A 22094-nucleotide genomic window follows, 5' to 3' on the forward strand; every position below is an offset into this window, starting at 1 on the left:
GGCTGATCCTCAAGCGGTTGGAGACGGGGTGACGTGACGCACGAATTCGCAGGCCGTGACGTTCGGCTGCGTCAGCAACGCCTGGCCGACAATCCCGTTCCAGTACGTTTCCGAACCTTCGCTGACGCGCCACTCGTGCAGGCGCCGGGTGAACAGTTGCAGGTCCAGTTCTTCGGTCACGCCAATGGCGCCGAACAATGCATGGGCGATGGCCGTGACTTGAGGCACCGCCATGCTGGTCCGCGCCTTGGCAATGGCCGTCGCCATCAGCGGCGGCACCTGCGAATCGCCGGCAAACGCCAGTTCAGCGGCGATGCGCGAAGCGGCAACCTGCTCGGCCATCACACTGAGCTGGTGTTGCACCGCCTGGAACTTGCCGATGGCCTTGCCGAACTGCACGCGGTCGTTGCAGTACTCCAGCGTCATGGCGAGTGCCTGCTCCATGGCGCCGGCGATGGCGGCGGCGTGGATAGCGGCGTTGAACACCCGTACTTCCTCGCCGTTATTGCCGATGGCACTGCCGACTGAGTCCTGCGACCAGTACAAGGTGGCGCATTGGCTGCCGTAAACGCCCGTGGGCTGACGGCGGGCCAGGCTGCAATCGAGCAGCAACAACTGGCCTTCCAGGTTGACCAGGGCGAAATCGGCCATCAAGCCAAACGCCACCCGTGGCACGCACAACAGGCCATCGGGCTGGCGATGGGCTGTACCGGCCAGGGTCAACATGCCGCTCGGTGGCGCGCTCGGGCAGTCACGCATCAACGCGCGAGCGGCCATGCTTTGCGCCGCCGGGACCGGCAGCGCGCAGCGACCGAAGGCGACAAAAATCGGCAGCAGTGCATCGAGCGCAAGGCCCGCGCCACCGGCGACTTCCGGTGTCAGCAATTCGAGAAAACCGCTGTCTTCCAGGGCGCTCCACAACGTCGTTGCGCTGTCTGCGCTTTCCACGGCACGGACCCGCGCCGGCGTGCACAAGTCGCTGAGGATCTTTTCAATGGCTTCAGTGAACATGAAGTATTTCCTGTTGGAGGTGCATCAGCGCAGGCCCAGGCCGCGGGCGATCATGCCGCGCAGGATTTCCCGGGTGCCGCCGCGCAACGAGAAGGTCGGCGCGACCTGGTTCAGATAGGCGACCGTGCTGTAGAGCGCCTCATCGACCGGTGCATCCGGATCGGCGCTGATCGCCGCGGCAATCGCTGCCGGGATCGCTTGCTCGAATTCGGTGCCGATGTCCTTGACCAGTGCGGCTTCCACCACCGGGCTTTGCCCCCGTGCGAGCAGTGCAGTCAGTGCCAGCGACAGATTGCGCAGGCAGGTGAGCTGGCTGAGAAAACTGCCGAGCAATGCGCTCTCCTGGGCCGTCGCGCCCGTGCGCCGCAACGTTTCGGCCCACAGGTCGAGCAACACGATGCTGGAGTAGAAACGTTCCGGCCCGCTGCGCTCGAACGCCAGTTCAGCGTTGACCTGTTTCCAGCCACTGCCCTCCTCGCCCACCAACGCGTCTTCGCCGAGCAAGACGTCGTCGAAGGCCACTTCGGAGAAATGCGCGTCACCGGCCAGGTCAACGATGGGACGCACGCTGATGCCTGGCTGCTTGAGGTCGATGATGAATTGCGACAGCCCGTTTTGACGGTCCTCGGGCGCACCGCTGGTGCGCACCAACGCGATCATGTAATCGGCGTGATGGGCGTTGGTGGTCCAGATCTTGCGCCCGCTCAGGCGCCAACCTTCAGGGCAACGGGTGGCACGGCTGCGCACGCTGGCCAGGTCCGAACCCGAGTTCGGTTCGCTCATGCCGATGCAGAAAAATGCCTGGCCGGCGCAGATGCGCGGCAGGAAAAAATCCTTCTGTGCATCGCTGCCGAACTTCAGGATCAACGGCCCGCTCTGGCGGTCGGCGATCCAGTGTGCCGCCACCGGAGCACCGGCAGACAGCAGCTCCTCCACCAGCACGAAGCGACTGAACGCATCCAGCCCGGCACCGCCATAAGCGGCGGGCAAGGTCAGGCCGACCCAGCCGCGCTGCGCCAGTTGCCGACTGAAACCTGCATCGAAGCCGGTCCAGCTGCGCGCTCGCACACTCGCCGAAACCCTTGGCAGATGCTCGGCCAGAAAAGCCTTGACCTCGGCACGAAAGGCTTCTGCGTGTGGCGGCAGCGCGGTCAAGCGAAAGGCGTCGAGCAAGCTGCTCACCGGGCACCTCCACTGACTTTGCCGTACAGCGTCACCACGCATGCACCGCCCAGCCCGAGGTTATGGGCCATGGCCAGGCGCGCACCGTCGACCTGCCGCTGCTCGGCATTGCCGCGCAATTGCTGGGTCAGCTCATAGCACTGCGCCAAACCCGTCGCGCCCAATGGATGCCCCTTGGAAAGCAGACCGCCGGACGGATTGATCACGATCTGCCCGCCGTAGGTGTTGTCACCGTCCATGACGAACTTCTCGGCCCCGCCCTCGGGGCAGAACCCCAACGACTCGTAGCAGATCACTTCGTTCTGGGCGAAGCAGTCGTGCAGTTCGCAGACGTCGATATCCTGTGGACCGACGCCGGCCTTCTCGTACACCTGGCCCACGGCGGCGTGGGTCATGTGGGTGCCGACCCAGTCGAGCATCGACGGTTTGTCGAAGTTGAAGGATTCGGGTGTGTCGGTAGTCATGGCCTGGGCGACAATTTCCACGTCGCGGCGCAGGCCATGTTTTTTCGCGAAACGCTCGGACACCAGGATCGCCGCCGCACCACCGCAGGTTGGCGGGCAGGCCATCAGGCGGGTCATCACGCCTGGCAGAATCACCGGGTCGTTCATCACGTCTTCGACGCTGAGCACCTTGCGAAACAATGCCAGCGGGTTGTTGGCGGCATGACGGCTGGCCTTGGCGCGCACTGCGGCGAAGGTTTCCATTCTGGTGCCGTATTTCTGTATGTATTCGCGCCCGGCACCACCGAAGGTACGGATGGCCTGGGCCATGCCATCCATATCGGCGGTCAAGCCGCGCAGGATCGGCAGGAAACGTTCACGGGTCGGCGGGCGGTCGTCCCAATGGGACTTCAATGCGCCGGCCTGCATCTGCTCGAAACCCACGGCCAGTACGCAATCGGCCGAGCCGGATTCGATAGCCTTGCGCGCCAGGTACAACGCGGTGGAGCCGGTCGAGCAGTTGTTGTTGACGTTGACCACCGGGATCCCGGTCATGCCGACTTCGTAGAGCACCGTCTGGCCACAGGTGGAATCACCGTAGACGTAACCGGCGTAAGCCTCCTGGACCAGGTTGTAATCGATCGCCGCATCGGCCAGGGCGCGACGCACCGCTTCGGCGCCCATCTGCACATAGGTCGGGCTCTCGCTGGGCTTGCGGAACGGGATCATGCCGACGCCGGCAACCAGTACTTTTTCGCTCATGGTGTCACCTGAAAAAATGCGGGAAAAGAAATCACAACTGGCGCGCGATGAGTTCGCGCAGCACTTCGCTGGTGCCACCGAAGACACGCGTCACGCGCATGTCGACGAAGGCGCGGGCGATCGGGTACTCCATCATGTAGCCGTAGCCGCCATGCAGCTGGACCATGTCGTCGATGCACTTCCACAGGGTTTCGGTGGCCAGGAGCTTGGCGATGGCCGACTCCTGCACCGTGAGGCGACGACGCATGTGCTCACTGATGTAGTGGTCGATGGTCAGGCGCACGGCCGTGGCCTGGGCCTTGATGTCCGCGAGCTTGAATTTGGTGTTCTGGAAGTCCCAGACGGTCTGATTGAACGCCTTGCGGTCCTTCACGTACTCGACGGTCTGTTCCAGCAGGCGTTCGAGCTTGGCGGCGCTGTACAGGGCGATCACCAGGCGCTCTTGCGGCAACTCTTCCATCAGGTGCATGAAGCCCTTGTTCTCTTCACCGAGCAGGTTGCCCACCGGCACACGGACATCGTCGAAGAACAGCTCGGCGGTGTCGGCGGCGTGCTGGCCGACCTTGTCCAGCTTGCGCCCGCGGCGGAACCCTTCACGGTCGCACTCGACCATGATCAGGCTGCAGCCCTTGGCCCCGGCACTCGGGTCGGTCTTGCACACGACCACCACCATGTCGCAGGTCAGGCCGTTGCTGATGAAGGTCTTGCTGCCGTTGATCACCCACTCGTCGCCGTCACGCACGGCGGTGGTACGGATCGCCTTGAGGTCGGAACCGGTGCCCGGCTCGGTCATCGCGACGGCCAGTACGGTTTCGCCGGTGCAGATTTTCGGCAGCCATTTCTGCTTCTGCTCTTCGGTGCCCAGACGCACGATGTAGGGCGCGACGATGTCCGAATGCACGCCCAGGCTCCAGCCCGAAACCCCGGCGCGGTACAGCTCTTCGATCAACACCGCCGAGTGACCGAAGTCGCCGCCGCCACCGCCATATTCGGTGGGCACGGTGAGGCACAGCAGATTGTGGCGGCCAGCCTTGAGCCAGGTTTCCCGGTCGACCTGCCCGGCCTCGTCCCACTGCGCCTGTTTGGGCAGGCACTCACGCTCGAAGAAACGCCGCGCGGTGTCGCGCAGCATTTCGTGGTCTTCACGGTAGACGGTACGGTTGATATGCATCGGGATCTCCAGTGGGTTGCCAGGCAAGGCTTGCGCCTGGTTCGTGAGTCCACTGTATTGACGCGGGTGGGTGGTGAAGCCACCCGGATCGGGTAGCGATCACCGCCGACCGTAGGAGCTGCCGCAGGCTGCGATCTTATGATCCTGATCTTCAAAAAATCAGGATCATAAGATCGCAGCCTGCGGCAGCTCCTACGGGGGCGGTTATGGGGGTTATTGGCGCAGTTCGCGCTTGAGGACTTTGCCGGCGGCCGACAGCGGCAGTTCGTCGCGGAACTCAACGGTTTTCGGGCATTTGTAAGGTGCGATGAACTCGCGGCAGTACCTGCGTAATTGCTCGGCATCGACCTGGGCACCGGGTTTGCGCACCACCACCGCGTGCACCGCCTCGCCCCACTGTTCATGGGGAACGCCGATCACCGCGCACAGCGCCACGGCCGGGTGCCGCGCCAGGACGTTTTCGACTTCCGCCGAGTAAACATTTTCGCCACCGCTGACGATCATGTCCTTCAAGCGGTCGACGATGAACAGGTATCCCTGCTCATCCATCCACGCGGCATCGCCGGTGTACAACCAGCCATCGCGCAATGCCTTGGCGGTTTCCTCGGGCTTGTTCCAGTACCCCTGCATGATGTTCGGCCCGCGCACGATGATCTCGCCCACCGTGCCACGCGCAACTTCCTGACCTTGCGGGTCGACGATCTTCACGTTGACCCCCAACCCGCCGCGCCCGACCGAACGCGACAGACCACTCTTGCGTGCCTGCGGCGTGTGATTGCACGGCAGATTGCTCGACACCACCGGACAGGCTTCGGTCAGCCCGTAGGAATGAGAAAGCTCGAGATCCGGAAGCCGGGCCAACACCTGTTCCACCATTTCGCCCGCGCTGGGCGATGCACCGTAGGTCAGGCGTTTCAGGCTACTGAGGTCATGGTGATCGAAGTCCGGATGGGCCAGCAGCGCCAGGATCATGGTCGGCACCAGCAGCGTCTCGGTGATCCGTTCCCGCTCGATCACCTGCAGCACTTGGGCCGCGTCGAAACTCGACAGCAGCACATGACTTTCACCGGCCATGAACTGAATCAGTGCCCGAGCCATGCCGGCGACATGGAACAGCGGCGCCACGTGCAACAGTCGACCGTCATGGATAGGCGGCATGTCGACCATGCGCGGCATGCACGCCGACCACAGGTTCAAGTGCGACTGCATCACGCCCTTGGGAAAGCCGGTGGTTCCGCCGGTGTACATGATGCAGGCAAGGTCTTCACCACCCCGCCCGGCGTCTTCGACCGGCGTGGCCTGGGCAATCAGTTGCTCGAAACCCAGCATGCCCACCGGCACTTCGCCCTCGCCGGCATAGATAAATCGTGGCACATGGCGGGCACTGATGCGGATCTTCTCGGCCAGTGGTGCAAAGTGTTCGTCGACGATAAGGATGCCGGTACTGCAATCGTCCAGCGAGTAGACGATCTCCGGCACGCTCCAGCGGATGTTCACCGGGTTGAGCACCCCGCCGCCCCACCACACGCCCATGATGTATTCCAGGTAGCGGTCGGAATTGAGCGCCAGCATGCCGACCCGATCGCCGGCCGCCATGCCCAGACTCTGCAAGGCACCCGCCAGGCGAGCGACGCGGTCACCAAACTGGCGATAGGTCCGACGGCGATCACCGAAAACCGTCGCGAGCTGATCCGGGTTCTGTTGCAGTGTGCGTTGCAGGCATTGGGTCATGTACATGGCGTCTGGCCCTTCCAGGGGGTGAAGACGCCGTTGGCACGTAACACCAGGCGCTCGCCGACCTTCAACAGGCAGCTGGCGCTGATGAAGGTGCCGCCGCTCTTGAGCACTTGCACATGCGCCTCCAGCCAGTCTCCTTCGCGCACCGGACCGAGGTAATCGACGTTCAGATTGACCGTCACCGCCACCGACTGCGACACCGAAAGGCGCCGCAAAATGACGCCGAACGCGCTGTCCGCCACCGTGGCGAGAAAGCCGCCGTGGGCGATGCGCACGTAATTGAGATGCTGGGGCTCGAGGCGCACCGCCAGGATCGGCAGCGTTTCATGCACATAAAAGTCGCCGCAACAGCGCAAAAAACCCGAACGTTGTTCCAGCGCGCAGAAGCCCTCGGGAATCAATGCGCCACCGTTCACTTGTGGCATCAGCTGACTCCCCGATCCTTGCCGGCCCAAAACGGTTCGCGCAGATCGCGCTTGAGCACCTTGCCAGCGCCAGACAGCGGCAACGCGGTGCGGAACTCGACCGACTTCGGCGTCTTATAGCCCGCGATCTGCCGCCGGCAATGCTCGATGATCGCGGCGCCCGCGGCTTCGTGATCGGGCTTGAGCACGATCACCGCATGCACCGCTTCGCCCCACTGCGCGCAGGGAATGCCGATCACTGCGCAGGCGGCGACGGCCGGGTGACTGGAAATCGCGCTTTCGACTTCACCCGAATAAACGTTTTCGCCACCGCTGACGATCATGTCCTTGAAGCGGTCGACGATGTAGATATAGCCGTCGTCGTCCATGTAGGCGCCGTCACCGGTGTGCATCCAGCCGCCACGCAGGGCCTGGGCGGTTTCTTCGGGTTTGTTCCAGTAGCCGAGCATGATGTTCGGGCCACGGACCAGCACTTCGCCGACCGTGCCGCGCGGCACCTCGTTGTCGTGTTCGTCGACGATGCGCACCGTAACGCCCAGCCCTGGCCGCCCGGCCGAGCGCAGACGACCATTGGCAATGCCTTCGGCGCTGTGGTTTTCCGGACCGTTGGCGCTGATCGGCGGCGCCGCTTCGGTCATGCCGTACCCTTGGGTGAACTCGACATTGGGCAACGCCTTGAGCGCCAGTTCGAGCAAGGGCACGGCAATCGGCGAGGCGCCGTAGGTGAGACTGCGCAGGCAGCTCAGGTCATGTCTGGCGAATTCCGGGTGCATGATCAATGCCTGAAGCATGGTCGGCACGATCAGGATGTCGGTGATGCGCTCGCGCTCGATGGTACGCATCACGTCCAGGGCATCGAAGGCCGGGACGAAAATGCTCGGCAGACCGAGCAGCGAGATCAGGATGACCCGCGACAGCGCCGCCAGGTGGAACATCGGCGCGATATGCAGGGTCAGGGCATCCGCCGGCACCGGCACATCGGCCGCACGGGCCACGGCAGCGGTCCACAGGTTCATGTGCGACTGCATCACACCCTTCGGCCGGCCGGTCGTACCGCCGGTGTACATGATGCTCGCCAGGTCATCACCGCCGCGAAAGGCGTCGTCCACCGGCGTAGCTTCACGAATCAGTTGCTCATAGGACAGCATGCCTTGGGGTAATGGCCCGTCGCCGATGTGAATCAGCAATGGCCGTACCTTGGCGCTGCCGGCGATGTCTTCGGCCATGGGCAGGAAGGTGTCGTCGATCAGCAGGATGCGCGTGTCACAGTCGTCCAGCGAGTAGACGATTTCCGGCACGCTCCAGCGAATATTCACCGGGTTGACCACGCCGCCGCCCCACCAGGTCGCCAGGAAATACTCAAGGAATCGGTCGGAATTCAGGCCCAGCAGGCCGACGCGGTCGCCGGTCTGCATCCCCAGTTGCTGCAACGCCCCGGCCAGACGAGCCACCCGCTCGGCCAGTTCGGCATAGGTGCGGCGGCGGTCGCGAAAGACTGTCGCCACGGCATGGGGACGTTGCTGCAACACGCGGTGCAGGCCTTGGGTCAAATACATGGGGTTCTCCTGTGAATTATTGTTGTCAGGTCAGGACGAATGCGGCGCTTGCCTGTTGCGTCAGGTGCCGGTGTACTTCGGTGAACGCTGCTCGGCCTGGGCCATGCGCCCTTCGGCGTGATCTTCGCTGTCGCGCAGCAACCCCCAGTGCAGATGGGCCTGGGTGACGAAATCCCGGGGTGCGAGGTGGGCGGTCTGCAAGGCCAGGCGCTTGATCGACTGCACTGCCAGCGGGCCATTGGCGGCAATGCGCCCGGCCAGATCGAGCGCCGCCGGCAGCAGACGGTCCTGGGGCAGCAGCTCTATGATCAAACCGATGTCCAAAGCCTCCTGCGCGCCGATCGACTCCCCGGTCAGGGCCATTTTCATCGCGTGTGCCGCCGGGATCGCACGCAGCAGGTACTGCACGCCGCCGGCCGCTGGAATGGTCGCGTCGCATACTTCAGGCAAGCCGAAGGTAGCGCCGCACGAAGCGATGCGCAGATCGCATTGCAGCGCCAGCTCAAGACCGCCGCCCAGGCAGGCACCATTGATGGCGGCAACCACCGGTTTCCAGATGTCCAGGTCGCTGAGGTCGAACAGTCGGCTGTAGCCGCCCTCCTCGGCTTCGGTTTCGCGACTCTTGAGGGTGCCGGCGACGAACCCCGAAGCGGCCAGCAGCGACTCCTTGTGGCTCGCGCCGCTGCAAAATGCACGTTCGCCGGCACCGGTCAGGACGATGACCCGCACCTGTTCGTCATCCTGGCAGGCGCCCAGTGTCTTGCGCAGGTGCATCAAATCGCTGAGGATCAGCGCGTTGTTCGACTGTTGCGCATCGAGCGTGACAAGTGCCACGTGATCGATGATCTTGAACTGAATGGCCATGGGTGACTCCTGCGCTGCACGGATCTTTATGTTTTTTCGGGGCGAACGCGCTCAGGCGCGCCATCCCAGACCCAGCGCACGCAAGCGCTCGATGGCCGCTGTGTCGTAGCCCCAGTCGCGCAGTGCGTCGCCGCCGTGTTCGCCACGCTCGGGAGCGGGTTGCGGTTGCGCCGATGGCGTGCCAAGGAAACGCGGAGCCGGGACCGGTTGCACCACCCCGTCAACCTCTATGAAGCTGCCACGGGCAACGCCATGGGGATGCCGGGCGGCTTCGACAAGCCCCAGCACCGGTGCAACGCAAGCGTCGCTGCCTTCGAACGCGGCGACCCACTGCTCGCGGGTGCGGCCCAGGAACGCAGCGGTGAAGGCCTCACGCAGCCGCGGCCAGCCAGCCCGGTCGTGCTGATTGGGCAGGTCGGCGTTGGACAGTCCGAGAATTTCCAGCATCTGCGCATAGAAGCGCGACTCGATCGGCCCGATTGCCATGTACTGGCCGTCGCGGGTTTCGTAGGTGTCGTACCAGGGCGCGCCGCCGTCGAGCAGGTTGCTGCCGCGCTGTTCTGTCCAGTGCCCGCCGGCGAGCAGGCCCCAGATCACCGAGCCCAGTTGCGCCGCACCTTCGGTCATGGCCGCGTCGACCACCTGGCCGGCGCCGCCGCGCTGCACGTTGACCAGCGCCGCCAGCACGCCCATCGCCAGCAGCATGCCGCCACCGCCGTAGTCGCCCACCAGGTTCAGCGGCGGTACTGGTCGCCCACCGGCCGGGCCGATGCTCGACAACACACCTGACAAGGCGATGTAGTTCAGGTCATGCCCGGCGCGGTCGGCCATCGGGCCGGTCTGGCCCCAACCGGTCATCCGCGCGTAGACCAGGCGCGGATTGCGTTCGAGCGCGATGTCAGGGCCAAGACCCAGGCGCTCCATCGTGCCGGGGCGAAACCCTTCAATCACCACATCGGCACGTTCGATCAGTTCCAGCGCAGCGGCGACACTGTCCGGGCGCTTCAGGTCGAGGGTGACCGAACGCCGATTGCGCCCGGTAATATCGGCACGCTTGCCTTCCAGCTTCGGCCCCAGGTCACTGGCCTTCTGCGGGCGGTCGATGCGCACCACGTCGGCGCCCATGTCGGCCAACAGCATGGTGCCAAACGGCGCCGGCCCGATTGCCTCAAACTCCACCACCCGAATGCCACTCAGTACGCCCATTGCCAACGCTCCACTGTTCTGACGGAGCGCCACAGCACTCCTATTCTTGTGCCTTCCAGTAGATCAATCCGTTGATCGACGACCACCACCCACATCGGGTGGTGGCCGCCAAAGACAGGGTCATGCCACCCATGCCCTGGGTTACACTCGATGAGATTCGACGCACCCACAAAACAAGAAAGAATCGGACAGCCCCATGGACAAACACCGCAAGTCCAATGCATCGGACCCCCATGCCAGCCAGGTCTTCAATCCGGTTCAGTCCCCGATCGTCAGCACCAAACTGATTCCGCCGCGCAGCACCGGGCGCCTGATTTCCCGCGAACGCCTGCAGGATCAGATGCTCAAGGCCCGACGCCTGCGCTGCATCGTGCTCAAGGGGCCGGCCGGCTGCGGCAAGACCTCGACCCTGATCGCCTGGCGCCAGGCGCTGTTGCCGTTGGGATTCGACGTGGCGTGGCTGACGCTGTCGGCGGACGACAACGAACTGACGCGTGTTCTTGACTACCTGCTGGCGAGCCTCGGCCAAATCGACCCGGCGCTGGTGCGGGACGCGACTCAACTGGAAGGTCGCGGCATCGACAGCGAAGCCGTTGAGCGCACCGTCATCACCCTGGTGCGCAGCATTGCCAGCCGTGGCCGTGAACTGGTGCTGGTACTCGACGACCTGCACCACCTGACCGACGTGGGCATTCACCAGGCCCTGCAATGGCTGATCGACTACGCCCCGGCCAACCTGCACCTGGCGCTGGTATCGCGCAGTGCCGTGCCGTTGTCCCTGGCGCGGTTGCGCAGCCAGGAACTGGTGCTTGAGCTGAACCTGCGGGACTTGCGCTTTACGGCGCTCGAGTCCGAACAGTTCCTAAAGGCGCAGTTGGGCGTGATCAATGCCCGCGACGCCAGGATGATGCATGAGCTGACCGATGGCTGGGTCGCCGGCCTGCAACTGCTCGCCGTCAGCCGCAAAAAGAACCGCCCGCCTGCCACCCCGGACGCCACGTCAGTGCACACGCAACTGCGGGACGATCAAGCCTTCGCCAAGTTTTTCGAAGTCGAAGTGCTGTCTCACCTGTCGCCGACCGACCTCGACCTGCTGCTGCTCATGGCCGTGTGCAACCGATTCTGCGCCTCGTTGTGCGCCGCTCTCAGCGGCCACCCGCAGGCGGTTGCCGAAGCGAATGCGCTACTGACGCGCATGGAGCGGGACAACCTGTTCCTGATCCCGGTGGACAGCGCCGAACGTGAAACCTGGTATCGCCTGCACCCACTGTTGCGCGAAACCCTGCTCAAGTATTTCGACTCCCGCAGCCAGGCCGAGCAACATGCGGTGCACGTGCGGGCGTGGCACTGGTTCCGTGACCACAATCACCTGGATGAAGCGGTGCACCATGCGGTCATGGGCGGCGACCCGGCTGCCGCCGCCGACCTGGTGGAGCAACACGCCGAGGCGCTCTACGCCCATGGCGACCTGCGCATGTTGATCGAGCTGGTACGGCTGTTGCCGGTCGAACAGGTACAGGCCCGGGTCAAGCTGCGCATCCTCAAGGCGCGGATGCAGCTGTATGCCCGGGACTTCGTGGCCTGCAGCGCCAGTCTCGAACAACTGTTTCGCGACGTACCCGAGAGCGAAGTCCATGACCACTTCATGATCTCGCTGCTGCGCGCCTCCCTGGCCCTGCAACGCGATGACACCGACGCGGCCATGACGGTCCTTCCGCAACTGCTCAACCCACCGCCGGGCAGCAACAGCGTGGCCATCGGCTCCTGCGCCAACATCCTGTCCTGGCTGTACATGCACCGCGGCGAATACGAAAAGGCCCGGCAGGTGCAACTCGACCGGCCGAACCTGCTGATTAATGGCGAACCGCTGCTGGGGACCACGGCCGGCAGCCTTCAGGGTCGTTGCATGATTGGCTTGAGCCTGGCCCTTGAAGGCCAGATGACTCAGGCGGAAAGGGTTTACCGCGACGTGCTGCATGAGGCTGGCCAATGCGGCAAGGCCGGTGCCGACGCGACTTATCTCTCCGCCGCGCTGCTCGGTGAGGTGCTGTACGAAACCAACGATGTCGACGCCGCGTTCAAAATGCTCTCGGGCTGGATCGACCTGCTCGAACGGATTTCCATTCCCGATTCCGTCCTGCGTGTGCTGCAGGTGTTATGGAACGTGCAATGGCTGGCAGGTAACCATCAAGAAGCCCTGGCGTTTGTCGAGCGGCTGGATGAGTACGCGATCAAACTCGGTCTGGAGCGCCTGCAAGCCTACTGCCTGACCTGGCAAGTGCGCTGGTTGCTGATTCTCGGGGAGACGGCACAAGCCCAGGCCAAACTGGCGCGCCTGGAAGCCATCGACGCGCGTCACCCGGATGCCGGGCACACGGCCCTGAAGGAAATCCACATCCTGGCCGAGAATGCCCGCGCTCGCTGGCAACTGGTCCAGGGTGATCTGGACGGGGCTTGCGATCGCATCGAACGATTGATCGAAACCTGCGATCGGCATCGTCGCCAACTCGGGACAACGCGCCTGCTGGTGCTCAGCGCCGTGATCGAGTCCGAACGCGGCAACCATGAACGGGCACGGATCAAAGTCATCGAAGCCTTGCGCCGAGGTCAACGCTTTGGCCTGGTGCGCAGCCTCCTCGACGCCCATCCGGATGGCTTGAAACTGATCTGCGATATCGCCGCCCGCGAAGCCCTGGACCCGGTGCTGGCGTTTTATGTCGAGCGCTTGCAGGCGGCCGAGGCCACGACCCCGGCGATCTCGAAGGCCAAACCTGCGACAACGGCCACCAGCAAACCGTTGACGGCCGGGATCGAACCGTTGAGCGAGCGGGAAATCGAAGTCGTGCGCCTGCTGGCCCAGGCCCTGCCCAACAAGAAAATCGCCCGTGCCCTGGGCCTGTCCCCGGAAACCGTGAAATGGCACCTGAGCCATATCTACAGCAAGCTCGGCGTCAGCAGCCGCGATGAAGCAGTGGCGCGGGTGCGCGATCTGGAATCCCAAGATGGCAGCAACGTCCACCCCTGAAACCCTGTAGGAGCTGCCGCAGGCTGCGATCTTTTGACTTTGTTTTTTAAGAACAAGATCAAAAGATCGCAGCCTGCGGCAGCTCCTACATGGATTGTTTTTTTCCCTGCCACCCGGCTCGGGTGGCGTTCGTATCAGCCCCCCAACCTATCGTAACCCTCAGATCACAGGCGCAGTCCGCGCCTTGCGTAAGCGCTCGGCCCAAGGCCGGCCTGCCATGTTTGAGGAGTCTTGCGTGCACATCGCCCGAACCGTTTTCCGCGACGACCATGAGATGTTCCGCACCACCGTGCGGCGCTTTTTCGAACGCGAATGCCTGCCGCGCCAGGCCGCCTGGGACAAGGCCGGCCAGGTCGACCGCGAAACCTGGCTCAAGGCCGGCCGCGAAGGCTTGCTCGGCATCACCCTGCCCATCGAATACGGTGGCGGCGGCGGTGATTTCGGTCATTGCGCGGTGTTCAACGAGGAGTTCGCCCGGGCCGGCGTGAGTGGCGCCTACTTCGGCATGCATTCGGACGTCATCGCTCCGTACATCAATCGCTGCGGTAACGAAGAGCAGAAACAGAAGTGGCTGCCGGGCATTTGCTCGGGCGAGATCATCCTGGCCATCGCCATGACCGAGCCCGGCACCGGCAGCGACCTCAAGGCCGTGCGCACCACCGCCGTGCGCGATGGCGACGAATACGTGATCAACGGCAGCAAGACCTTCATCAGCAACGGCCTGACCGCCGACCTGGTCATTGTCGTGTGCAAGACCGATCCGGCTGCCGGCGCCAAGGGCATCAGCCTGATCGCCGTGGAAGCCAGCCGCGCCGGTTTCAAGCGCGGGCGCAAACTGGAGAAAGTCGGCCAGGCCGCCGCCGACACGTCCGAGCTGTTCTTCGACAACGTCCGCGTGCCCGTCGGCAACCGCCTCGGCGAGGAAGGCCTGGGCTTTACCTACCTGATGGGCGAACTGCCCCAGGAGCGCTTCTCGATTGCGGTGTCCGCCGCCGCGAAGCTGGAGCGCCTGCTGGAGCAGACCCTCGAGTACGTGAAGGACCGCAAGGCCTTCAACCAGACCGTCTGGGACTTCCAGAACAGCAAATTCAAGCTCGCCGACATCAAGGCCCAGGCCACCGCCATGCGGGTGATGGTCGACTACTACCTGGGCGAGCACATGCGCCGGCGCCTGACCCTGGAAGAAGCGGCCATCGCCAAGCTCTTCACCACCGAGACCCTGTGGAAATGCATCGACGACATGGTCCAGCTGCACGGTGGCTACGGCTACATGATGGAGTACCCGATCGCCCGCGCTTTCGTCGACTCACGGGTCAATCGCATCTACGGCGGCACCAGTGAAGTCATGCGCGAAATGATCGCGCGCAAGCTCTGAACCTCTCAAACAAAAAGGAAAACAACGATGAGCAATAAAGTGTTCGTTGCTGGCGTCGGCATGATCCAGTTCAAGAAACCGGGGACCAACGAGCCCTACGACGTCATGGGTGAACAGGCGATCCGCCAGGCCCTGGCCGATTCGGGTGTAGATTTCAATGACATCCAGCAGGCCTACGCCGGTTATGTCTACGGCGACTCCACCTGCGGCCAGAAAGCCTTGTACCGCGTGGGCATGACGGGCATTCCGCTGATCAACGTCAACAACAACTGCGCCACCGGTTCCAGCGCCCTGTTCCTCGCTCGCCAGGCGGTACAAAGCGGCGCGGTGGACTGCGCCCTGGCGTTTGGCTTCGAACACATGAACCCGGGCGCCTTGAAATCCGCCTGGACCGATCGCGCACCGGCCACCGAACGTGCCCTGGTGCTGGCCAACGAACTGATCGGCATGCCTGACCTGCCCAATGCCATCCGCCAGTTCGGCGGCGCCGGCTACGCGCACATGCAGAAGTACGGTACCCGACTGGAAACCTTCGCCAAGATCCGCGCCAAGGCCAGCCGTCACGCCGCCAATAACCCGCTGGCGGTGTTCCGCAACGTGGTGAGCAGCGAAGAAGTCATGGCCGCCCCGATGTTGTGGGAAGGCGTGATGACGCGCTTGATGGCCTGCCCGCCGACCTGTGGCGCTGCCGCGGCCATCGTAGTGTCCGAAGCGTTCGCGAAAAAGCACGGTCTGCGCACCGACGTATTGATAGCGGGCCAGGCGCTGACCACCGACCTGCCGAGCACCTACGACGCCAGGGACATGATCCGCGTGGTCGGTTTCGACATGACCCGCATGGCTGCGGATATCGCCTACAACCAGGCCGGTATCGGCCCGCAGGACGTCGACGTCATCGAACTGCACGACTGCTTCGCGCAGAACGAACTGTTGACCTATGAAGGCCTGGGCCTGTGCGCCGAAGGCGGCGGTGAGCGACTGGTCAACGATGGCGACAACACCTATGGCGGCAAATGGGTGACCAATCCGTCCGGCGGCCTGCTCTCCAAGGGCCACCCGCTGGGCGCCACCGGCCTGGCCCAGTGCTTTGAACTGACCCACCAACTGCGCGGCACCGCCGAACAACGCCAGGTGCAGGACGCGCGCATTGCGGTGCAGCACAACCTCGGCCTGGGCGGCGCCTGCGTGGTCACCGTTTACCAGAAAAACTGACGCGCCCGCAGAGCAAAGGAGCCATTTCGATGATCGACAAGAAACACATCGGCAGACAACTGCCCACTTTCCTCGTGACCGCCGAAGCCGGGCAACTGCGCTTCTTCGCCAAGGCCACCGGTGAAACCAACCCGGTTTACTTTGACGAACAGGCCGCACGCGATGCCGGGTATCCCAACCTGCCGCTGCCGCCGACCTTTCTGTTCTCGCTGGAGTTCCAGATTCCTTCGAACGCCTGGCGTGACGAACTGGGCATCGTCACCGCGCGCATTTTGCACGGCGAAGAATCCTTCCGTTATCACCGCATGGCCCATGCCGGCGACACGTTGCGCTTCGATGTGCGCATCGCCGACATCTACGACAAGAAAGGCGGCGCCCTGGAATTCGTGGTGCGCGAAACCCGAGTCACCAATCAGCACGGTGAGCACGTTGCGGACCTGCGCAGCGTGCTTGTGCAGCGCAACAGCTGAAGCGGAGAACACTGATGAACGCGATTAGCCTGGAAAAAATCAACGTCGGCGACACCCTGCCATCACTGGCCCTGCCGCCGATCAACCGCACCACCCTGGCCCTGTTCGCCGGTGCGTCGGGTGATCACAACGCTATTCACATCGACACCGATTACGCCCGCCGGGCCGGCATGCCCGACGTGTTCGCCCACGGCATGCTGTCGATGGCCTACCTCGGTCGCCTACTGACCCAATGGGTCGATCAGCGCCAGTTGCGCGAGTTCGGCGTGCGCTTTCTCGGCATCACCCACCTGGGTCACCAGATCACCTGCACCGGCACTGTCGTCGAGCGCTTCGAGGTCGAGGGCGAGCAACGGATCAAGGTCGAAGTGCGCACCACCAATCAATACGGCGAGACCAAGATCGTTGGCGACGCCGTGATCGCCCTGTAAACAAAACTGATCACTGAGGAGCAACACCCCATGGCAAAACTCGAAGGCAAAGTCGCACTGGTCACCGGTTCCGGTCGTGGCATCGGTCAACAGATCGCCCTGAAACTGGCGAGCGAAGGCGCGCGTATCGTCATCAACGACCTGGACGCCGACCCGGCGCACGAGACCGCTGAAATGATCCGCAAGCTGGGTGGCGAAGCCGCCGTCTGCCACGGCAACGTCAGCGCCCCGGACTTCGGCGACCGCTACGTCAAGACCGCGATGGACAACTTCGGCGCCATCGACATCATCGTCAACAACGCCGGCTATACCTGGGACGACGTGATCCAGAAGATGAGCGATGAGCAGTGGTACGCCATTCTCGATTGCCACATGACCGCGCCCTTCCGCATCCTGCGGGCGGCCTACCCGATCATCAAGGCCCAGGCCCAGGCCGATGCGGCGGCCGAGCGCGAGGTGTTCCGCAAAGTGGTGAACATTTCTTCGGTGTCGGCCCTCAACGGCAATGCCGGGCAGATGAACTACTCCTCGGCCAAGGCCGGCGTGATCGGCATGACCCGTGCGCTGGCGCGCGAATGGGGTCGTTTCAAGGTCAACGTCAATGCCGTGGCCTTCGGTTTCATCGAAACCCGCATGACCAAGGCCGACGCCCATGCCGGCGCCACGGTGAACATCGAAGGCCGTGACATCCGTGTCGGCATCAGCCCGGAAGCCGCCAAGTCGTTCGCCCAGCGCAACCCGCTGGGTCGTCCGGGCACCGTGCAGGAAGCGGCCGATGCGGTGTACCTGTTCTGCTCGCCGGAGTCGAACTACATCACGGCGCAGACCATCGCGGTGGCCGGCAATCTGCAATAAGCGAAACCGTAGGAGCGAGCTTGTTGTGGGAGCGAGCCTGCTCGCGATGTACGTCAACGATAACGCGCTTCATCTGATTGACCGGCGTTGTCGGGGCATTTTTCGCGAGCAGGCTCGCTCCCACAACAGCTCCCTTGCCACGCAATCCGTGTTTGAGTTTTGATGACCGCAGGACCACCCCATGAACATGACTGAAAGCAACATCCGCCTGGCCGCCATCAAACTGATCTCGCGCAACGGCTTCGGCTCGATGAGCCTGCGCCAGCTCGCCACTGAAGCTGGCATCAACGCCTCGACGCTGTACCTCTACTACAAAGGCAAAAACGAACTGCTGCTGGAGCTGATTCTCGAGTATTTCCAGGGGGTGTCCCGGGAGTGGGCACGGCGTCGCCCCAAAAAGTGCGCGACCGCCAATATCAAACTGCTCGCCTTCATCGCCTGCCACGTGCGTTATCACCTGGAACACCAGGACGAGGCCATGCTCGGCAATCTGGAGTTCAGAAGCCTCGGCGAAGAGGATCTGGAGCAGGTCCGCCAAGCCCGGCGTCAGTATCTGAACGCCCTGCAGGAACTGCTGGAACAAGGGGTCAAGGAAGGTTCGCTGAGCTGCGCCGAACCCAAATTGATGGCCCGCACCCTGTTCAACATGCTCACCCATGCCTGCGTCTGGTACCAGGCCGATGGTCGCTGGAGCATTGATGCCGTCATCCGCCATTACTCGGAACTGGTGTTGAAAATGCTCGGCGCCGCGCCTGTTCCGTCGCACGGGATACCGGCCCCACGAGCCTTGGTCACCCGCCGCCCGATGACCGCGGAGGCACGCCCATGAGCGATCTCATGCAACCGTTTTCCATGGCCGGCAAGACCGTCCTGGTGGCCGATGCCAGCACCCGACTGGGCGCGCATTTCGCCCGCCTGATCAGCCTCGCTGGAGCCCGTGTGGCCCTCGGCGGCCAGCACCCTTCGCAGTTGGAGCAACTGGCGGCCGACCTGCATTGGGAAGGTGGCGAAGTCATGGTCGTCAGCCTCGACAGCGCCCGCAGACCGAGCATCGAAGCCGCCCTGGATACCGTGCAGGCGCGATTCGGCAGCGTCGATGTGCTGATCAACAACAGCGCCGAGCGCGAGCATGTTGCCTTGAACAATCACATCGTCCATTGCACCAGCCTGCACATGATCAAGGCCGAACGCGGTGGCAGCATCGTCAATATCGACCCGCCGCCGCGCCCCATCAGCGAGCCGAACCCGTGCCTGCGCGCCAATAGCAGCCTGATCCGCATGAGCCGCGCCATGGCCCAGTCGCTGACACCCCACCGCATTCGCGTCAACGTCATCGCCGCCGGTCGAGGCAAGGACGCCGGCCTGCAAGAACTCAACGGCCCCTTGTTACTGCTGGCCAGCGGTGCCGGCGCCAGCGTCACCGGCGCGGTACTGCATATCTGACACGGCGCACTTCCCTGTAGGAGCTGCCGCAGGCTGCGATCTTTTGACGTTGATTTTCAAGATCAAGAGATCGCAGCCTGCGGCAGCTCCTACAGGTCAGCGCCACCTGATACGGGTGGCGCGAACCTTTTGACGACGTTCGAACATGGCCGCTGGTCGCCCTGCGCGACGCCCGTCAACAAGGAGCCAGTCAGATGACTCGCATAAAAAAGTGGCTGCCGAAACTCGCCCTGGTGGCGACAACGGTCATGGCAATGGCGGCGAATGCCGCTGACAAACCCAACATTCTGGTGATTTTCGGCGATGACATCGGCCAGACCAACATCAGCGCCTATTCCATGGGCGTGGTCGGCTACAAGACGCCGAACATCGACCGCATCGCCCACGAAGGCATGCTGTTCACCGACTACTACGCGGAGAACAGCTGCACCGCCGGGCGCTCGTCGTTCATCACCGGCCAGTCACCGCTGCGCACCGGCCTGACCAAGGTGGGCGTGCCGGGCGCGCCGATCGGCCTGCAAAAACGCGACATCACCATCGCCCAGGCGCTCAAGTCCCAGGGTTATGCAACCGGCCAGTTCGGCAAGAACCACCTGGGTGACAAGGACGAGTTCCTGCCGACCAACCACGGTTTCGACGAGTTCTTCGGCAACCTCTATCACCTCAACGCCGAAGAGGAACCCGAGCGCCCTTACTGGCCCAAGGATGACCCTGACTTCGTCAAGACCAGGACGCCACGCGGCGTGATCCACAGCTACGCCGACGGCAAGATCGAAGACACCGGCGCGCTGACCGCCAAGCGCATGGAAACCATCGACGACGAAACCACGGCTGCCGCTCAATCCTTCATCGAGAAACAGGCCAAGGCCGACAAGCCGTTCTTCGTCTGGATGAACACCACGCGCATGCATCTGTTCACCCACGTACGCGACTCGATGAAGGGCCAGAGCGGCATGCCCGGCAACGATTACGCCGATGGCATGCTGGAACACGACGGCGATGTCGGCAAACTGCTGAAGACCCTCGACGACCTGAAGATCGCCGACAACACCATTGTCGTCTACACCACCGACAACGGCCCGAACCAGTTCTCCTGGCCGGACGCAGCCACCACGCCGTTCCGTAACGAGAAGAACTCCAACTGGGAAGGCGCCTACCGCGTGCCGGCGATCATTCGTTGGCCGGGCAAGATCAAGGCCGGTGAAGTCTCCAACGAGTTGTTCTCGGGCATGGACTGGTTCCCGACCCTGCTCGCCGCAGCGGGTGAAACCGACGTGAAGAACAAGTTGCTCAAAGGCTGGGCACCGACCTCGGGTGGCAATAACTTCAAAGTGCACCTGGACGGTTTCAACCAACTGCCCTACCTGACTGGCCAACAGCCTAAAGGCGAGCGCAAGGAGTTCTACTACTTCAACGACGACGGCGTGCTGGTATCGATGCGCTTCGAAAACTGGAAAGTGGTCTTCGCCGAACAGCGCGAACCCGGTGGCTTTGCGGTGTGGAGCAGCCCGTTCGTGCCACTGCGCGTGCCGAAGCTGTTCAACCTGCGCATGGACCAGTATGAGCGGGCTGACCTGGTCTCGGACCAGTACAACGACTGGCTGGTGAAAAACTCTTACCTGATGGCCGCGGGTGTGGCCAAGGCGGCGCGCTTCCTGCAGACCTTCATCGAGTACCCGCCGAGCCAGAAGCCTGCCAGTTTCAGCGTTGACCAGATTCGTGCTGCGGTCGATGCGAAAATTGAAGAGAAGCAGAAAAACCAGGCCAAACCCTAGGCGTATCGAGGCCGCCTGAATGCCAACGGCCAACCCGCCCAGGTGAAATTAAGCTTGGGCTAAGGTTGCCTGTTTAGTCTTCGAAGCTTTCAGGTAGTCGAGCATTTCGAAGATGGCCCGTGTCGATACAAGCGCCAAACCGCCGTTCAGCATCGTGCTGGTGAATTACAAAACCCTCGATCTGACCAGGATCTGCCTGGACCTTTTGCGTGAGCCTGCACGCAAAGCCGGCATACCCGTCTGTGTGGTGGACAACGATTCGGCGGACGCCAGCGTCGAGTATCTGCGCTCACTGGACTGGATCAACCTGATCGAACGCGATGCCCCCACCAAAGAACCCGGCCACATTGCCCATGGCAAGGCACTGGACATGGCGCTGTCCAGGGTCGATACCGACCATCTGTTCCTGATGCACACCGACACTTTCGTCTTCGATGCCAACATCTTTACGGTGATGATGGAGCACTGCACCAGGGACCAAAATGTCATCGCGGTCGGCTGCACCGAGCAACTCAATCGCGGGTTGCCAAGGACTGTCTGGCGCTTCACCTCACGCTTCGCAAAGCACCATTTGCGCCGCTTGAAACTGTCCCTGGGCCTGCGTTCAAGAGAACCGAAGCCCTACACCGAAACCCACCTGAAAAGCTTTTGCACGCTATGGAATTGCAGGCTGATGAAGCAGCAGGGTCTGCATTTCCAGATCGATGACCGGGTGCCCGGTTATGAGCTGCAGGACCGCGCGATCGGCCTCGGCTACAAGGTGGTGTTTCTGTCCCCCGGCAAAATCTTCAAGTACCTGGACCACGTCCAGGCCGGCACCGTCGCCGCCGCTGGCGGATATGGCCGGGATCACCGGCGGACCAAAATGTACCAGGACATTCTCAAGCGCTTCAGTGCCGCCAATCCCTAGATGGATTGAACAAATCGCACTCACAGAAAAGCCCACTGACCGTCGCCGGTTCAGTGGGCGGAATCCCGGGGGACACAGATAACGAAATATCTGTAGGAGCTGCCGAAGGCTGCGATCTTTTGATCTTGCTTTTGCGATCTGGAGATTGCTGAAGATCAGATCAAAAGATCGCAGCCTCCGGCAGCTCCTACAGGGGAACAGGTGCTCCACCCAACTGGCGACCATTGCCAGCTACCTGGAC

General features: G+C 63.0%; 18 protein-coding genes and 1 pseudogene. 10 read left to right on the top strand and 9 right to left on the bottom strand.

Translation table 11 applies throughout. The features are described from left to right. Nucleotides 1-9: 9 nt before the first annotated feature. From KW846_RS18170 to KW846_RS18210, 9 genes and pseudogenes are all read right to left on the bottom strand, one after another. Entirely contained in the window at nt 10-1011 is a 1002-nt protein-coding gene (locus KW846_RS18170) for an acyl-CoA dehydrogenase family protein (protein WP_218483992.1), read from the bottom strand. A gap of 24 nt (nt 1012-1035) precedes the next feature. Further along, nucleotides 1036-2193 carry an acyl-CoA dehydrogenase family protein gene (locus tag KW846_RS18175; protein WP_218483994.1) on the bottom strand — a complete coding sequence of 386 codons (1158 nt, stop codon included), beginning with the start codon at nt 2191-2193 and terminating at the stop codon, nt 1036-1038. After that, nucleotides 2190-3398: a lipid-transfer protein gene (locus tag KW846_RS18180; RefSeq protein WP_218483996.1), complete on the bottom strand. Its 1209-nt coding sequence runs from the start codon at nt 3396-3398 to the stop codon at nt 2190-2192. The genes KW846_RS18175 and KW846_RS18180 overlap by 4 nt, the downstream gene beginning before the upstream one ends. A gap of 31 nt (nt 3399-3429) precedes the next feature. Further along, complete coding sequence (locus KW846_RS18185) at nt 3430-4569, bottom strand: acyl-CoA dehydrogenase family protein (RefSeq protein ID WP_095967213.1); 1140 nt, start codon at nt 4567-4569, stop codon at nt 3430-3432. A gap of 213 nt (nt 4570-4782) precedes the next feature. Further along, complete coding sequence (locus tag KW846_RS18190; RefSeq protein ID WP_218483999.1) at nt 4783-6306, bottom strand: long-chain-fatty-acid--CoA ligase; 1524 nt, start codon at nt 6304-6306, stop codon at nt 4783-4785. Then, complete coding sequence (locus KW846_RS18195) at nt 6297-6731, bottom strand: PaaI family thioesterase (protein WP_218484002.1); 435 nt, start codon at nt 6729-6731, stop codon at nt 6297-6299. The genes KW846_RS18190 and KW846_RS18195 overlap by 10 nt, the downstream gene beginning before the upstream one ends. Further along, nucleotides 6731-8290 (bottom strand): annotated as a pseudogene (locus tag KW846_RS18200) (long-chain fatty acid--CoA ligase); the annotation flags it as partial. The pseudogene KW846_RS18200 and the gene KW846_RS18195, both read right to left, overlap by 1 nt. 57 nt (nt 8291-8347) lie before the next feature. Beyond that, nucleotides 8348-9151, bottom strand: coding sequence for an enoyl-CoA hydratase/isomerase family protein (locus KW846_RS18205; RefSeq protein ID WP_218484006.1), 804 nt, complete (start codon nt 9149-9151; stop codon nt 8348-8350). Nucleotides 9152-9202: 51 nt separating this feature from the next. Next, nucleotides 9203-10357, bottom strand: a complete 1155-nt coding sequence (locus KW846_RS18210; RefSeq protein ID WP_218484009.1) for a CaiB/BaiF CoA-transferase family protein — start codon at nt 10355-10357, stop codon at nt 9203-9205. Nucleotides 10358-10553: 196 nt separating this feature from the next. On the opposite strand from KW846_RS18210, the gene KW846_RS18215 reads away from it, so the two are divergent. The 10 genes from KW846_RS18215 to KW846_RS18260 all read left to right on the top strand — a co-directional run bounded on the left by KW846_RS18215 (nt 10554) and on the right by KW846_RS18260 (nt 21853). Continuing rightward, nucleotides 10554-13382: a LuxR C-terminal-related transcriptional regulator gene (locus tag KW846_RS18215; protein WP_218484011.1), complete on the top strand. Its 2829-nt coding sequence runs from the start codon at nt 10554-10556 to the stop codon at nt 13380-13382. Nucleotides 13383-13599: 217 nt separating this feature from the next. Next, nucleotides 13600-14757, top strand: a complete 1158-nt coding sequence (locus KW846_RS18220) for an acyl-CoA dehydrogenase family protein (RefSeq protein ID WP_256356782.1) — start codon at nt 13600-13602, stop codon at nt 14755-14757. Nucleotides 14758-14784: 27 nt separating this feature from the next. Continuing rightward, nucleotides 14785-15969 (top strand): lipid-transfer protein, encoded by a 1185-nt coding sequence (locus KW846_RS18225; RefSeq protein WP_218484014.1) that lies wholly within the window; start codon nt 14785-14787, stop codon nt 15967-15969. A gap of 29 nt (nt 15970-15998) precedes the next feature. Then, nucleotides 15999-16439 (top strand): MaoC family dehydratase N-terminal domain-containing protein, encoded by a 441-nt coding sequence (locus KW846_RS18230; protein ID WP_015094619.1) that lies wholly within the window; start codon nt 15999-16001, stop codon nt 16437-16439. Between the two features lie 14 nt (nt 16440-16453). Beyond that, nucleotides 16454-16870 carry a MaoC family dehydratase gene (locus tag KW846_RS18235; RefSeq protein ID WP_218484016.1) on the top strand — a complete coding sequence of 139 codons (417 nt, stop codon included), beginning with the start codon at nt 16454-16456 and terminating at the stop codon, nt 16868-16870. 30 nt (nt 16871-16900) lie between these two features. Next, nucleotides 16901-17725, top strand: coding sequence for an SDR family NAD(P)-dependent oxidoreductase (locus KW846_RS18240; protein ID WP_007974186.1), 825 nt, complete (start codon nt 16901-16903; stop codon nt 17723-17725). Between the two features lie 181 nt (nt 17726-17906). Then, the gene (locus KW846_RS18245) at nt 17907-18554 is read left to right on the top strand and encodes a TetR/AcrR family transcriptional regulator (RefSeq protein WP_218484017.1); all 648 of its coding nucleotides are present in this window, start codon (nt 17907-17909) and stop codon (nt 18552-18554) included. After that, complete coding sequence (locus KW846_RS18250; protein ID WP_007974182.1) at nt 18551-19168, top strand: SDR family NAD(P)-dependent oxidoreductase; 618 nt, start codon at nt 18551-18553, stop codon at nt 19166-19168. The genes KW846_RS18245 and KW846_RS18250 overlap by 4 nt, the downstream gene beginning before the upstream one ends. 194 nt (nt 19169-19362) lie before the next feature. Then, nucleotides 19363-20943, top strand: coding sequence for an arylsulfatase (locus KW846_RS18255; RefSeq protein ID WP_218484018.1), 1581 nt, complete (start codon nt 19363-19365; stop codon nt 20941-20943). A gap of 112 nt (nt 20944-21055) precedes the next feature. Then, nucleotides 21056-21853, top strand: a complete 798-nt coding sequence (locus KW846_RS18260) for a glycosyltransferase family 2 protein (RefSeq protein WP_218484020.1) — start codon at nt 21056-21058, stop codon at nt 21851-21853. The last annotated feature ends 241 nt before the right edge of the window (nt 21854-22094 follow it).

Origin of the sequence: Pseudomonas sp. PDM32, assembly GCF_019219225.1 — a bacterium.
Classification (GTDB): domain Bacteria; phylum Pseudomonadota; class Gammaproteobacteria; order Pseudomonadales; family Pseudomonadaceae; genus Aquipseudomonas; species Aquipseudomonas laurylsulfatiphila.